Source organism: Pseudomonas sp. NBRC 100443 (assembly GCF_030268185.1).
Classification (GTDB): domain Bacteria; phylum Pseudomonadota; class Gammaproteobacteria; order Pseudomonadales; family Pseudomonadaceae; genus Pseudomonas; species Pseudomonas citronellolis.
The window spans coordinates 32,886-46,097 of record NZ_BSQE01000015.1 but is presented as its reverse complement, the minus strand read 5'-3'; the positions used below and the strand labels follow the sequence as shown (position 1 = coordinate 46,097).

Here is a 13,212-nt window from a genome sequence, read left to right as displayed (position 1 = left end):
ACTGCCCGGCAGCGCACGTGAACTAGCTTGGCTTTGCGCAATGCGGCCCTGGCTGGCGGCATTGGGCACGGACATGACAAGAACAACGAAGAAGGCCTCAGGATGACAACGACAAGAACGCAAATCCGCAATGGCGAGCTCGCGCAAGGCTTCAAGCCGCGGCACGTCACCATGCTTTCCATCGCCGGCGTGATCGGCGCGGGATTGTTCGTAGGCTCGGGGCACGCCATCGCGGCTGCCGGCCCCGCCGCCATAGTGGCTTATGTGCTCGCCGGCACCCTGGTGGTGCTGGTCATGCGCATGCTGGGGGAAATGGCCGTGGCCAGCCCCGACACCGGCTCCTTCTCCACCTATGCCGACCAGGCCATCGGCCGCTGGGCCGGCTTCACCATCGGCTGGCTGTACTGGTGGTTCTGGGTGCTGGTGATCCCCATCGAGGCGATCGCCGCTGGTGTGGTGCTGAACAACTGGTTCCCGCAGGTGGAGTCCTGGTTCTTCGCCCTGGCGATGACTGTGCTGCTGACCCTGACCAACCTGTTCAGCGTGGCCAAGTACGGCGAGTTCGAGTTCTGGTTCGCCATGCTCAAGGTGATCGCCATCGTGCTGTTCATCGCCCTGGGCGCCGTGGCCCTGGCCGGCGGCCTGCCGGGCCGCGAGGTGAGCGGCCTTTCGCAGCTGATGGCGAGCAACGGCGGCTTCATGCCCAATGGCTGGACGGCGATCATCGGCGCGCTGCTGACCACCATGTTCAGCTTCCTCGGCACCGAGGCGGTGACCATCGCCGCCGCCGAGTCGGGCAACCCGGCGAAGAACATCGCCAAGGCCACCCGCTCGGTGATCTGGCGCATCTGCGTGTTCTACCTGCTGTCGATCTTCGTGATCATTTCCGTGGTGCCCTGGAACGACCCGCTGCTGCCGGTGCAGGGTTCCTACCAGCGCGCGCTGGAGGTGATGCACATCCCCTACGCGAAGTTCCTGGTGGACATGGTGGTGCTGGTGGCGGTGGCCAGTTGCCTGAACTCGTCGATCTACATCTCCTCGCGGATGATCTTCTCCCTGGCCAAGCGCTCCGACGCACCGGCCTTCATCCGTCGCACCTCGGCAGCCGGCGTGCCGCGGGCGGCGGTGATCGCCAGCACCGTCATCGGCATGCTGACCACGGCGGTGAACTTCTTCGCCCCGGCCCAGGTGTTCGCCTTCCTGCTGGCCAGCTCCGGCTCCATCGCGCTGCTGGTGTACCTGGTCATCGCCTTCTCGCAGCTGCGCATGCGCTCGATCCTGCAGCGGCGCAACGCCGAGATCGCCTTCAAGATGTGGCTGTTCCCCTGGCTGACCTGGGCGGTGATCGGCTTCATCGTGTTCGCCCTGGGCGTGATGTTCGTGATGCCGGAGCACCGCCTGGAGGTGACTTCCACCCTGGCGCTGGCAGTGGTCATCCTGCTGCTCGGCAACCTCACCGCGCGCCGGCACGCCACGGCGGCCGCGCGTTCCGGCACGGTGGAGCAGGGCGCCTGAGGCCCGCGTAGAAAGCGACGGGAGGCCGGGGCCGGCCTCCCGTCGTCGCGTCAGTGCACAGTGGATTGGGACAGCTTGCTGCGGGCCGAGAGGAGGGTGGCGAAGATGATCAGCGCCGCCCCCAGCAGCATGCGCAGCGAGGGTTGCTCGCCGAACAGCAGCCAGGCGCAGGCGATGGCGTAGACCGGCTCCAGCGCGATGATCATGCCCGCGCTGCGGGCTTCCAGCGCATCCAGGCTCTTGACGAACAGGTACTGCGCCAGGCCCGTGCAGAAGATGCCCAGCAGCGCCAGGTAGACCCAGTCCGCCGGCAGCAGCGCATGGTGGGCGAGGTGCGTCAGGGCGAAGGGCGAAACCAGCACGGCGACGGTCAGGTTCTGCCAGAAGGCCACTTGCATGGCGTCCATGCCGCGCGTGGCGCGCCGGTTGGCGATCGCCAGCAGGGCGAACGACAGGCCCGAGCCCAGGCCCCAGAGCAGGCCCAGGGTGCCCTGGTCCGCCAGGTCGAACGACGGCACCACCAGCACCAGCCCCGCCGTGGCCATCAGCAGCAGGCAGGCTTCGCCGAAGCCGATCCGCTCGCGGAACACCGCCAGGTCCAGCAGGGCGATGAAGGCCGGGAAGCTGGCGAAACCGAGGGTCGCGACCGCGACGCCGCCGACCTTGACCGCGATGAAGAAGCTTACCCAGTGCGAAGTCAGCAGCGCCCCGGTCAGCGCCAGCACGCCGATCTTGCGCCAGCTCAGGCCACGCAGCAGCGGGCGCCGCTGCAGCTGGGCGACGGCGCCCAGGGCGACGATGGCGAAGGCGGCGCGGCCGTAGGTGATGACGCTGGCGTCGGCCTGGATCAGCGCGCCGAGGATACCGGTCAGGCCGAACAGCACGGCGGCGACGTGGGCCACCAGCAGGGCGTTGCGGTGCGCCGAGGCGCAAGTTGTGTGGGGGAGGTCGGATGTAAGCATGGCAGTGATTCTTCAAAAATGGTGTGCGCGCCGCTGCGCCGTGCGCAACGGTTGGGTGTCTGGTCGAGAAGGTTGTGTGTGGTGAGCGGCACGGGCCGACACCGACGGCGATGCAGCATTGAGAAGCTCTTCCGTGAGCAGTGCTGTTCGTTCGCCGCCCTGGATGGGTGGCGCCCCCGGCGCCGGGCGGCGCTGGGGGCTGTACTGCGGGTCAGGTCAGGATTTTACCGCGGGTCTCACGAAGCATCGATCCAGATGGTCTTCAGCTCGGTGTACTGGTCGTGGGCCCAGATCGACTTGTCGCGCCCGCCGAAGCCGGACTCCTTGTAGCCGCCGAAGGGCGTCGAGGCGTCGCCTTCGCCGAAGCAGTTGACGGTGACGATGCCCGCGCGGATTTCCCGGGCCAGGCGCAGGGCGTTGCGCAGGCTGCCGGTGTAGGCCGAGGCGGCCAGGCCGTAGACGGTGTCGTTGGCCAGGTCGATGGCGCCGTCGATGTCGGTGAAGGGCGTGACCGACAGCACCGGGCCGAAGATTTCCTCGCGGAACAGCCGGCTCTGCGGCTCGACGTCGTCGACCACGGTGGGCTCGACGAAGATGTCGCCCTGGGTCTGGCCGCCATAGACGAAGTCCAGGCGCTCGCTGCGGGCCTGCTCGATGTACGAGCGCACCTTCTCGAAGTGGGCCTTGCTGACCAGGGCGCCGAGGCGGTTTTCCGGGTCCAGCGGGTCGCCCATCTTCCAGTCGCGCATGTGCACGCCGATGCGTTCGAGCAGGGCGTCCTTGATGTCGGCGTGGACGATCAGGCGCGAGGACGCCGAGCAGTTCTCGCCCATGTTCCAGAAGGCGCCGTTGACCACGTGCTGGGCGACCTGGTCGAGGTCTTCCACGTCGTTCATCACCACCGCCGGGTTCTTGCCGCCGCACTCCAGCACCACGCGCTTGAGGTTGGACTCGGCGGCGTACTTGAGGAACAGCCGGCCGGTCTCGGTGGAGCCGGTGAAGCTGACCATGGCCACGTCCGGATGGCGGCCGATGGGCTCGCCGGCCTCGCGGCCGCCGCCGGGCACCACGTTGAACACCCCGGCGGGGATGCCGGCCTGGTGCGCCAGCTCGGCGACGCGCAGGGCGGTGAGGGTGGTTTCCCGGGCCGGCTTGACCACGATGGAGCAGCCGGCGGCCAGCGACGGGCCGATCTTCCAGGCCAGCATCAGCAGCGGGAAGTTCCACGGCAGCACCAGGCCGACCACGCCGATGGGCTCGCGCACCACCATGGTCACGGCGCCGGAGCCGACCGGCGCGGTGCTGTCGTAGATCTTGTCGATCAGCTCGGCGTGCCAGCGCAGGGTGTGGATGGTCTCCGGCACGTCGATGTTCTGGCATTCGCGCACCGGCTTGCCGCTGTCCAGGCTCTCCATCACCGCCAGCTCGTGGGCGTGGTCTTCGAGCAGCTGGGCGAAGCGCTGCATGACCGCCTTGCGCTCGCCGGGGGAGCGCTTGCTCCAGCGGCCGTCCTCGAAGGCCAGGCGGGCGCTGGCCACGGCCAGGTTGACGTCTTCGGCGTCGCAGGCGGCGATGTCGGCCAGCCGCTCGCCGGTGGCCGGGTTGCTGCTGGCGAAGGTGCGGCCGGAGACGGCGTCACGGAAACTGCCGTCGATGAAGGCCTGGGTGGGGAAGCGCAGTTCGGCGGCGATGGCGGCGTATTGCGCCTTGCTCAGCAATTCAGCCATTGTGGGTGCCCTCGGTGATCTGCGCGACTTCGCGCTTGAGTACGGCGACGATCTCTTTCAGTTCGGCCTTTTCGGCCTCGGTCAGGCCCTTGAGCGGGGCGCGCACGCCGCCGCTGCGCAGGCCGGCCAGCTCGCAGCCGTACTTGATCGACTGGACGAACTTGCCGCCTTCCAGGAAGTCCATCAGCGGCATCATCGCCGCCATGATGCGGCGGCCCTTGGCGAAGTCGTTCTCGACCACGCAGGCCTGGTACAGGGCGACGTGCTCGCCGGGGATGAAGTTGGAACCGGCGCAGACCCAGCTGCGCGCGCCCCAGGCGAAGAATTCCAGGGCCTGGTCGTCCCAGCCGCAGGACAGCGCGATGCGCGGGTGCTTGCAGGCCAGGCGGTGCAGCTGGCCGGTGGAGCCGGAGCTTTCCTTGATGGCGACGATGTTCTTGCAGCCGGCGACGGCGGCGAAGAATTCCTCGCCCATGTCCACGCCCATGCGCGCCGGGTAGTTGTACAGCATGATCGGCAGGTCGGCGGCGGCGTCGACGGCCAGCACGTGGTCGGCGATTTCCTGCTGGGTGGGCAGGGCGTAGGGCGGCGAGCCGACCAGCAGGGCGTCGGCCTTGATCTCTTTCGCCGCCTTGGCGTAGGCCACCGAGTCCTCGGTGCGGATGGCGCCGGTGCCGACGATCAGCGGCAGGCGGCCGTTGATCACGTCCTTGGCCTTGGCCGCCAGGTCGAAGCGCTCCTGGGCGGTGTGGGCGTAGTACTCGCCGGTGGAGCCGCCGATGATGATGCCGTGGACCTTCGAGGCGATCAGGTATTCCAGCACTTCGGCGAAGGCCGGATGGTCGATCTGGCCGTCGGCCGCCAGGGGGGTGATGGCGGGGGTGTAGATGCCTTCGAATTTCATGATGCGTTCTCCAGTGGGGTCGTGGTGGTCGGCCGCCGCGCCCAGCGGCGCGGCGGCCCTTGATCAGGTGAGCGAAGCCGCCTGCTGCAGGTTGAGCGAGCGGGTTTCCGGGGCCAGCGCCCAGGCGAACAGCAGGCCGACCAGGGTGACGATGGCCGCGGCGTACATGGTCTGGGCGATGCCCAGGCTGTCCAGGGACAGGGGGACGAGGTAGGTGCCGACCGCGGCGCCGACCCGCGACAGCGAGGTGCCCACGCCGACCGCGCAGGCGCGGATCTCGGTGGGGAACAGCTCGTTCGGGTAGACCAGCTGCAGCACCTGGGCGCCGCCGATGAACAGGGCGTAGGCGCCGAACAGCGCGAGGATCACGGCTTCGGAGGAGGCGTGGAAGGCGCCGAGGCCGAGCAGCGCCAGGCCGGACCAGAGGAAGCTGTAGATCAGCATGCTGCGCCGGCCGATGACGTTGATCAGGCGGGTGGCGATGATGCAGCCCACCACGAACAGCAGGGTGATGGCTTCCGAGCCGAAGGAGGCCCAGTTACCCTGGAGGTTCAGCGCCAGCAGCACCTTGGGCGCGAAGGCGTAGACGGCGAACACCGGGATCACCGAGCAGGTCCAGAACATGCTGACGAACAGCATGCGTTTGCCGTAGCCGGAGTGCAGCAGGTTCCACACCGAGAGCTTTTTCTGCCTGGGCTGCTCGGGCAGGTTCCGCAGCGAGAAGCGCGGCCCGTAGACGCTCTTGATGACTTGCTCGGCCTCGGCTGCACGGCCCTTGCCCAGCAGCCAGCGCGGCGATTCGGGGGTGCCCAGGCGAATCAGGAACAGGCCCGCGCCTATCACCGCGGCGCTGGCCAGCACCAGGCGCCAGGCGTCGTCGCCGCCGTGCCTGAGCAGGTAGTTGCCGACCATGTAGGCCAGCGCGGCGCCGGCGAACCAGAGGATGGTCAGGGTCGCCAGGCGCGGGCCGCGGAACTTCTTCGGCAGGAACTCCACCAGCAGGGAAGTGGCGACGGGGTATTCGATGCCCACGCCGATGCCGATGAGCAGGCGCAGCAGGAACAGCGCCAGGGCCGACTCCACCCAGTACTGCGCCAGCGAACTGAGGATGAACAGCACCGGGCCGACGAAGAAGATGCGCTTGCGCCCGAAGTGGTCGGTCAGCCAGCCGCCGATGAAGCCGCCGAAGAAAATGCCGATCAGCGCCGCGGCGGCGATCATGCCCTGCCAGAGGGTACTCAGGCCCAGGGCGGCGGTCATCTGCACCATGGATACGCCGATGATGCTGAGCACGTAGCCGTCGACGAAGGAGCCGCCGCCGGAGCGGATCGTCAGCAACTGGTGAAAGCGGTTGATGGGAACGTCTTCGATGGATGGAGTCGTAATTGTCATTGTTTTCCTCGTTTCAGGTTTCCCGGAAGCCGCAGCGCGCGCCCGGCAGCCGAAGGCGCTTCGGCCGGCGGGTACGCATCGCTGCGGCTTCAGGTCTGCACGCCGGGAATCGTGTCGTGCGGCCAATCTCGGCCGGAGGTTCCCTGGCAAATGACCGGGGCGGGGCTCAGCTTTCCTTGCCGGCGCGGTATTGCCCCCATTTCAGGTTCAGGTTGACGCCCGCGGAGAGGAACGGCTGCGGCGGGTTGCCGTTGGGGCCCGGCGAGTTCAGCAGGAAGTCGATGAGCTCGCTGCGCTCGCCGGCCAGCCAGTCGGCCAGCAGCTTGCCGGTAACCGTGCCGCGGGTAACGCCCAGGCCGTTGCAGCACAGCGCGCCAAAGACGTTGGCGGCCAGTTGCCCGAAGTAGCCCGAATGGTTGCGCGACAGGGCCAGCGCGCCGCCCCAGGTGTATTCGAAATCGACCTCGGGCAGCATCGGGAAGCGGCTGGCGAAGGAGGCCTGGTGGCGGTTGACGAAGCGCTCCAGGTACTTGGCGTTGCTGCGCCCGTCGGGGTTGAAGCTGAAGCTGTTGCGGATCAGCAGGCGGTTGTCGGGCGTGCGGCGCACCGTGGTGCCGAACGGGTCCGCCGGGATGACGCCCCAGTAGGGCTTGCCGCCGAGGCGCGCCTGTTCCTCGGCGGTCAGCGGGCGGGTGATGCTGGCATAGGTGAAGATCGGCAGCATCTTGCCGCGCAGGAAGCCGAAGCTCATGCCGAAGGCGTTGTTGGTGAGCACCAGGCGGTCGGCGACGAAGCTGCCGCGCTCGTGCCGGAGCACGACCTTGTCGCCGTACTCCACCTCGGTGATAGGGGTGTTCTCGTAGAGGCTGACGTTCGCCGGCAGGCTGTCCGCCAGGCCCTTGACCAGGGCGGAGGGCTGGATGAGCACGGTGCCGGGGGTGAACAGCGCCTTGCGGTAGAAATGCGTGCCAATGTGCCCGGGCAGCGCGTCGGCCTCGATCATCTCGTAGGCCTGGCCGAGCCGGTCCAGGCCGCGGCGATAGGCTTCCAGCACGGCGATGCCGCGGTCCTCGATGGCCGCCTGGTATTTGCCGCAGGCCTTCATCTGGCAATCGATGCCGTGCCGCTCCACCTGGTTGCGCAGCAGGTCCTGGCCCATCAGGTTGAGCTTGAGGCTGGTCCTGGCGATGTCGATGTCGCCGATGTAGTCGTCGGCGCCGATGTCGTGGGGCAGGTCGATGGCGAAGCCGGCATTGCGCCCGGAGGTGCCGAAGCCCACTTCCTGGGCCTCGACCAGGACGATTTCCTCATGGGGGAAATGCAGCGCCAGCTGGCGCGCCGCGGCCAGCCCGGTGAAGCCCGCTCCGACGATCACCCAAGGTGCCGAAGTCCGGCCGGTATGCGTGGGCCTGGGTTGTCTGGCCTTGCTCAGGTGGTACCAGCCACAGCTTTTGTCATCGGCAGGTAAATGGGTGATCTTCGTCATTTCAGGGGCCTGTTCTATTTATTTCAGCCAATAGCTATCCGTTGCGTGGAGTGAGTCACTTCACGCGAGAAAACCGGAGTCGGGGGATTACCCGAGTTTCACTGTTGCGGCGCGGCCTCGATGCCGGCGTCTGTGCGACGCTTCGAAGTGCGCCTTGAAGATGTCCGCTGTGGCTTGCGGGTCGTGTCGTTGGGTGCTGTCGATCATCCGCTCGTGCGGGGCGCGGGCAGGACCTCCTGCCCGTCGCCGGCGATCCCTGCCGTTCGTGGAATGACTATAGGGAGCGCGCCGACGGGGTGTCTAATTACATTTTCTGGGATCAATTCATACGCATACAGCGGGTTTCGGGCGCCGAAGAGGCGCTGGCGAGGGCCCCGGGCGCCTCTGTCGGCCGGGCATTTCCCAGCCGGAAATCACTGGGTTTTCTTTGCGGGCACAGGTGTTTCCACTGCCGGGGCGAGGGTTCCGGCCAGCTATGACGCGAGAGCAGGCGGCGCGCGCCGAGGCCGCTTGCGAGCCAGCCATGACCGGGGTCGAGGGATTGCGCAGGCCTGCGGGCTGCGTGGGGGAGTGGCCGGAGGCAGAGCGCCTGTATAACATTTGCCTGCGGACGGTATACAGAACAGCCATCGCCGCGTCGCCCTGCCAGGCCCGCCGCGAGGCTGATGAACGCCGCAACTGCCCACAAGAACTCATAGAGGCTGCCATCGGTGGAAAGACGACAATTCAGCGAAGCCATGCAAGGCAAGAATCTCCGCTTCATGGCCGAGAAGAAGGCCGAGCCGCAGCGTCAGCGACGCGTGGGCTTCGTCCTGCTGGAGCACTTTTCACTGCCGGCCTTCACCCAGGCGCTGGACACGCTGGTCACCGCCAACCTGATCCGCGAGGGCGCCTTCTCGACGCACACCTTCAGCCTGGACGGCGAGCCGGTGACCAGCGACCTGGGCCTGGTCATCTGCCCCTCCGCCGCCCTGGAAAGCCGTCATCTGGACCTGGACCTGCTGGTGGTCTGCGGCGGCCTGCGCACTCCGCTGCGCGAGCTGCCCTCGCTCAACCGCCTGCTGCAGCTCGCCGACGACCGGGGCGTGGACCTGGCCGGCCTGTGGAACGGCGCCTGGTTCCTCGGCAAGGCGGGGCTGCTGGACTGCCACAAGTGCGCGGTGCACCCGGAAAACCGCGCGGCCCTCGCCGAGGTGGCGAGGAACAGCGTGGTGACCGCCGAGAGCTACATCGTCGACGGCAACCGCCTGACCGCGGGGAGCCCGGCCGGCGCCTTCAACATGGTGCTGGAATGGATCAACCGCCTGTATGGCCGCGAGCTGGTCGACGGCGTGGTGGACATCCTGGCCTTCGAGGAATCCCGCTACCGGCGGACCCGCCCGGCGCTGCACGAGAAGATGTCGCAACCGCTGCGCGACGTGCTCAACCTGATGAGCGCGAACATCGAGGAGCCGCTGAGCACCGACCAGCTGTCACAGTGCGTGGGCCGTTCCAAGCGCCAGCTCGAACGCCTGTTCCAGGAGCAGCTGGGCACCTCGCCGGTGCGTTACTACCTGGAGCTGCGCATCACCGAGAGCCGCCGCCTGCTGCAACATTCGGACCTGTCCCTGGTGGAGGCGGCGCTGGCCTGCGGCTTCGTTTCGCCGAGCCACTTCAGCAAGTGCTACACCTCGTTCTTCGGCTACCCGCCGTCGAAGGAAATCCGCCACGGCTGCGTGCGTTCCGCCAGGGCGAAGTAGCGGGGCGGGCCGCCGGGCCCGGCCGCTCAGAACTGCGCCATGAGCCAGTCGCGCAGGCGGCGGCAGGCGTCGTCGTCTTCCTTGTCCTCGTTGAAGGTCAGGTAGTGCTGGCTGTCGTGCAGCACCACTTCCTGTTCCACGGGGCGCACCAGTGAACCGTTGGCCACCAGGTGCCCCACCAGGTGGTTCCAGCCCAGCGCCACGCCCTGGTGGCTCAAGACCATCTGCACCAGCAGGTTGTAGTCGTTGGCGTTGAAGAAGTGCGGGCGCTTGCCCGGGCCGTTGTCCAGGTCGATGTTCTGGAAGGCCATCCACACGCTCCAGTCGACGTGCTCGGCCACCTGCGAGCGGCCGTAGGGGCTGAGGTTGAGCAGCACGCCTTGGCACAGGCCTTCCAGGCTGGCGATCTCCGGGTGCCGGGCGAGGTAGGCCGGGGTGCACACCGGGTAGATCACGTCGTGGACCAGCGGGTAGCTGCGGTAGCCCTCGCGGATCTTCGCCATCTTGGTGATGAAGATGTCGGGCCGGGTTCCCGGCTCCATGGAGAGGAAGTTCTGCGTGGTGATCAGGTTCAGCTCCACGTCCGGGTTGGCCTCGAAGAAGCCCGGCAGGCGGTGGGCGAGCCAGAGCGCCGAGAAGGCCGGTGAGCAGCAGAGGGTGACGATCGACTTGGACGTGCTGTTGTGGCGGATGCGCTCGGCCGCCTGGGAGATGTTGACGAAGGACAGCTGCACGGCGTCGAAGAAGATCGAGCCGGCCGGGGTCAGCTCCACGGCGCGGCCCACGCGCTTGAACAGGTCGGCGCCCAGGTAGGTTTCCAGCTCGCGGATCTGCCGGCTGATCGCCGCCTGGGTGACGCACAGCGCCTCGGCCGCCCGGGTGAAGTTCTGGTACTTGGCCGCGGCCACGAAGGACTTCACCGCGCGCAGCGACGGCATCTTGATCAGCGTCTGATCGGGTTCGGTGTGTTTGACCATAACTTCAGGTAATCAAGACCTTGGAGAAAATGTCGGTTCTTTCGCGTCGGCCCCGGTCCTAGACTGCCGCAAATGCTGTGATCGCGGCGGGCTGGCAGGCTCCGTGGATGGAGGTTAGCCGAAGCGACCGACGACAGAAAGCCTCCGCGCCGCAGGGCCCCTGCGTCAGCGCCGGACGCCGCCGCCAGCCGATCCACGCATGCACCGATCCAAACCGCGCCTGCTCTGGAGTGCATACAACAATGGATAAGAAAGCCGCTGTGCTCGACCTGATTCGCCAACGCAAGGCCCGCCACGCGCTGCCCCGCGCCGTCTATAGCGACCCCGAGGTGTACCGCCAGGACCTGGAGCAACTCTGGCACAAGGAGTGGATCTTCGCCGGCCACACCTTCGAGCTGGAGAAGCCGGGCCAGTACCTGACGCTGCAGATCGGCGACTATCCCATCGCCGTGGTGCGCGGCGGCGACGGCCAGGTCCGGGCGTTCCACAACGCCTGCCGGCACCGTGGTTCCAAGGTGTGCACGGAGAACAGCGGCAAGGTGGCCAAGCTGGTCTGCCCCTACCACAAATGGGTGTTCGACCTGGACGGCAAGCTGCTGTTCGCCGGCAACATGGGCCCGGAATTCAACCCGGCCGACTACGGCCTGAAGCTGGCGCACTGCGAGGTGGTGAACACCTACATCTACGTGTGCGTCGCCGAGACCGCGCCGGACTTCTCGCGCTTCCGCGACGCGGTCTCGCCCTTCATCGGGCCGCACAACCTGGAAGACTGCAAGGTCGCCTTCGAATCCAACCTGGTCGAGCGCGGCAACTGGAAGCTGGTGTTCGAGAACAACCGCGAGTGCTACCACTGCGACGGCACCCACCCGGAGCTGCTCAACTCCTTCGTCGAGAACCTCTCCGTGGCCGGCGTGGGCGGCGAGGAAGACCCCGAGCTGAGCGCCCACTGGGACCGCTGCGAGGCCGCCGGCCTGCCCAGCCGCCTGGTGATGGACGAGGCCGGGCAGTTCCGCATGACGCGCATCCCGCTCTCGGCCGGCGCCGTGAGCTACACCATGGACGGCAAGCCGGCGGTGGCGCGGCGCCTGGACAAGAGCGGCGAGCCGAACATCGGTGCGCTGCTGTACTTCAACTACCCCTCCACCTGGAACCATTTCCTCGGCGACCACGCCCTGAGCTTCCGCGTGCTGCCCCAGGGCCCCAACGAGACCCTGGTGACCACCAAGTGGCTGGTGCCCAAGGATGCCCAGGAAGGCATCGACTACGACCTGGAACGCCTGACCCGCGTGTGGATCGCCACCAACGACCAGGACCGGCGCCTGGTCGAGGGCGCGCAGGCGGGGGTGAACTCGCCTGCATACGAACCGGGCCCGTACTCGTCGATTGCCGAGAATGGCGTCTGCCAGTTCGTGGATTGGTACTGCACCGAGATGACCAGTCGTTTGGCCGACTGATTCCTTTCCCGTTCGCTGCCGACAGGCCCCGCTTCACCCTCTGGTGAAGCGGGGCTTTTTCGAATGCCCGGTCGATCTGATACCCAGGGAGCAGGTCATGCGGACCCCGCGTTTTCTTCCCGGAATGAGCGCTCATTCCCGAGGCTTTCTTCTCGTTCTGCTGGCCGCGTTCTGCTATGGCCTGCAGCCGTTGTTCGCCAGCTTCGCCTATGCCGGCGGCGCCAACCCGATCGGCCTGCTGCTGGCGCGCTTCTCCATCGCCGCCGCGGTGCTGCTGGCGCTGCTGCACCGGCAGCGCATCGGCTTGCCGAGCCTGCGCCTGGTCCGGCAGAACCTGCTGCTGGGCGTGGGCTACGGCCTGGCGGCGCTGGGCTACTACAGCGCCAGTCGGGCCAGCTCGGTGAGCCTGGCGATCATCCTCGTCTACAGCTTTCCGGCCTTCGTCACCCTGGTTTCCATCGCCTGGCTGGGGGAACGCACCAGCCTGCTGAAGCTGTTCAGCCTGTTGCTGGCGCTGGGCGGGGTGGCGCTGGCTACGGGGCTGAGCCTGGCTGGCGCTTCCATCGGCGCGCTGTGGGCACTGTTCGCGGCGATGGCCTACGGAGCTGCGGTCATCTACGGCACACACCGCGTTCGCCATGAGCACCCGCTGGCCTCGGCGGCCATCGTCCTGCTGGGCTGCGCCGCCACCTTCGCCGTCGCCGCGCTGTTCCAGCACGCCGCCTTCCCGGTGGGTGGCCAGGCGTGGCTGGCAACCCTGGGGCTGGCGGTCTTCGCCACGCTGATACCTGTCGCCGCGTTCCTTGCCGGGGCGCCGGCGATCGGTCCTTCGGCGGCGGCCACGCTGTCCACTGTCGAGCCCCTGGTGGCGGTGGCGATCGCCGTACTGCTGATGGGCGAGCGGCTGACCCTGTCGATGCTCGTCGGCGGCTGCATGGTGCTGCTGGCCGCCGTCGCCCTGGCCCGCCCGAGCCCCGCGGAAACGCCGCTGGCGCCCGCGACTTAGGAACGTAGGGCGTATAACCGTTCGCGGTTATACGCCGTTGGCTGTGCCGC

10 protein-coding genes are annotated in these 13,212 nt (G+C 67.5%); 4 read left to right on the top strand and 6 right to left on the bottom strand.

The window, feature by feature from the left end; all coding sequences use genetic code 11:
* Positions 1–102 precede the first annotated feature (102 nt).
* Positions 103–1,515, top strand: a complete 1,413-nt coding sequence (gene gabP / locus QSJ95_RS19600) for a GABA permease (protein ID WP_043273796.1) — start codon at positions 103–105, stop codon at positions 1,513–1,515.
* A 50-nt stretch (positions 1,516–1,565) separates the two neighbouring features.
* Here gabP and QSJ95_RS19595 read toward each other — a convergent pair whose 3' ends face one another.
* The 5 genes from QSJ95_RS19595 to QSJ95_RS19575 all read right to left on the bottom strand — a co-directional run bounded on the left by QSJ95_RS19595 (position 1,566) and on the right by QSJ95_RS19575 (position 7,986).
* Positions 1,566–2,477 carry a DMT family transporter gene (locus QSJ95_RS19595; protein ID WP_285644699.1) on the bottom strand — a complete coding sequence of 304 codons (912 nt, stop codon included), beginning with the start codon at positions 2,475–2,477 and terminating at the stop codon, positions 1,566–1,568.
* 236 nt (positions 2,478–2,713) lie between these two features.
* The gene (locus QSJ95_RS19590; protein ID WP_285644697.1) at positions 2,714–4,204 is read right to left on the bottom strand and encodes an aldehyde dehydrogenase; all 1,491 of its coding nucleotides are present in this window, start codon (positions 4,202–4,204) and stop codon (positions 2,714–2,716) included.
* Complete coding sequence (locus tag QSJ95_RS19585) at positions 4,197–5,108, bottom strand: dihydrodipicolinate synthase family protein (protein ID WP_043312731.1); 912 nt, start codon at positions 5,106–5,108, stop codon at positions 4,197–4,199. The genes QSJ95_RS19590 and QSJ95_RS19585 overlap by 8 nt, the downstream gene beginning before the upstream one ends.
* Positions 5,109–5,171: 63 nt before the next feature.
* A complete protein-coding gene (locus tag QSJ95_RS19580) occupies positions 5,172–6,500 on the bottom strand; it encodes an MFS transporter (RefSeq protein ID WP_285644695.1) in 1,329 nt (442 codons plus the stop codon).
* A 166-nt stretch (positions 6,501–6,666) separates the two neighbouring features.
* Complete coding sequence (locus tag QSJ95_RS19575; protein ID WP_285644693.1) at positions 6,667–7,986, bottom strand: NAD(P)/FAD-dependent oxidoreductase; 1,320 nt, start codon at positions 7,984–7,986, stop codon at positions 6,667–6,669.
* Between the two features lie 710 nt (positions 7,987–8,696).
* On the opposite strand from QSJ95_RS19575, the gene souR reads away from it, so the two are divergent.
* Entirely contained in the window at positions 8,697–9,725 is a 1,029-nt protein-coding gene (gene souR, locus QSJ95_RS19570; protein WP_009620109.1) for a transcriptional regulator SouR, read from the top strand.
* Between the two features lie 26 nt (positions 9,726–9,751).
* On the opposite strand, the gene QSJ95_RS19565 is transcribed toward souR, so the two are convergent.
* Positions 9,752–10,702 carry a LysR substrate-binding domain-containing protein gene (locus tag QSJ95_RS19565; protein WP_069865379.1) on the bottom strand — a complete coding sequence of 317 codons (951 nt, stop codon included), beginning with the start codon at positions 10,700–10,702 and terminating at the stop codon, positions 9,752–9,754.
* A 242-nt stretch (positions 10,703–10,944) separates the two neighbouring features.
* Between QSJ95_RS19565 and QSJ95_RS19560 the strand changes: the two genes are divergently transcribed.
* On the top strand, positions 10,945–12,156 hold the full coding sequence (locus QSJ95_RS19560) for an aromatic ring-hydroxylating oxygenase subunit alpha (RefSeq protein WP_009620111.1): 1,212 nt from the start codon (positions 10,945–10,947) through the stop codon (positions 12,154–12,156).
* 124 nt (positions 12,157–12,280) lie between these two features.
* Entirely contained in the window at positions 12,281–13,162 is an 882-nt protein-coding gene (locus tag QSJ95_RS19555) for a DMT family transporter (RefSeq protein WP_285644688.1), read from the top strand.
* Positions 13,163–13,212: the final 50 nt, after the last annotated feature.

Excerpts from the sequence above, each read along its gene's own strand:
- QSJ95_RS19590 (WP_285644697.1), bottom strand. The coding sequence starts at position 4,204 with ATGGCTGAATTGCTGAGCAAGGCGCAATACGCCGCCATCGCCGCCGAA.
- QSJ95_RS19595 (WP_285644699.1), bottom strand. The coding sequence starts at position 2,477 with ATGCTTACATCCGACCTCCCCCACACAACTTGCGCCTCGGCGCACCGC.
- QSJ95_RS19560 (WP_009620111.1), top strand. The coding sequence starts at position 10,945 with ATGGATAAGAAAGCCGCTGTGCTCGACCTGATTCGCCAACGCAAGGCC.
- QSJ95_RS19565 (WP_069865379.1), bottom strand. The coding sequence starts at position 10,702 with ATGGTCAAACACACCGAACCCGATCAGACGCTGATCAAGATGCCGTCG.
- gabP (WP_043273796.1), top strand. The coding sequence starts at position 103 with ATGACAACGACAAGAACGCAAATCCGCAATGGCGAGCTCGCGCAAGGC.
- QSJ95_RS19555 (WP_285644688.1), top strand. The coding sequence starts at position 12,281 with ATGAGCGCTCATTCCCGAGGCTTTCTTCTCGTTCTGCTGGCCGCGTTC.
- QSJ95_RS19585 (WP_043312731.1), bottom strand. The coding sequence starts at position 5,108 with ATGAAATTCGAAGGCATCTACACCCCCGCCATCACCCCCCTGGCGGCC.
- QSJ95_RS19580 (WP_285644695.1), bottom strand. The coding sequence starts at position 6,500 with ATGACAATTACGACTCCATCCATCGAAGACGTTCCCATCAACCGCTTT.
- QSJ95_RS19575 (WP_285644693.1), bottom strand. The coding sequence starts at position 7,986 with ATGACGAAGATCACCCATTTACCTGCCGATGACAAAAGCTGTGGCTGG.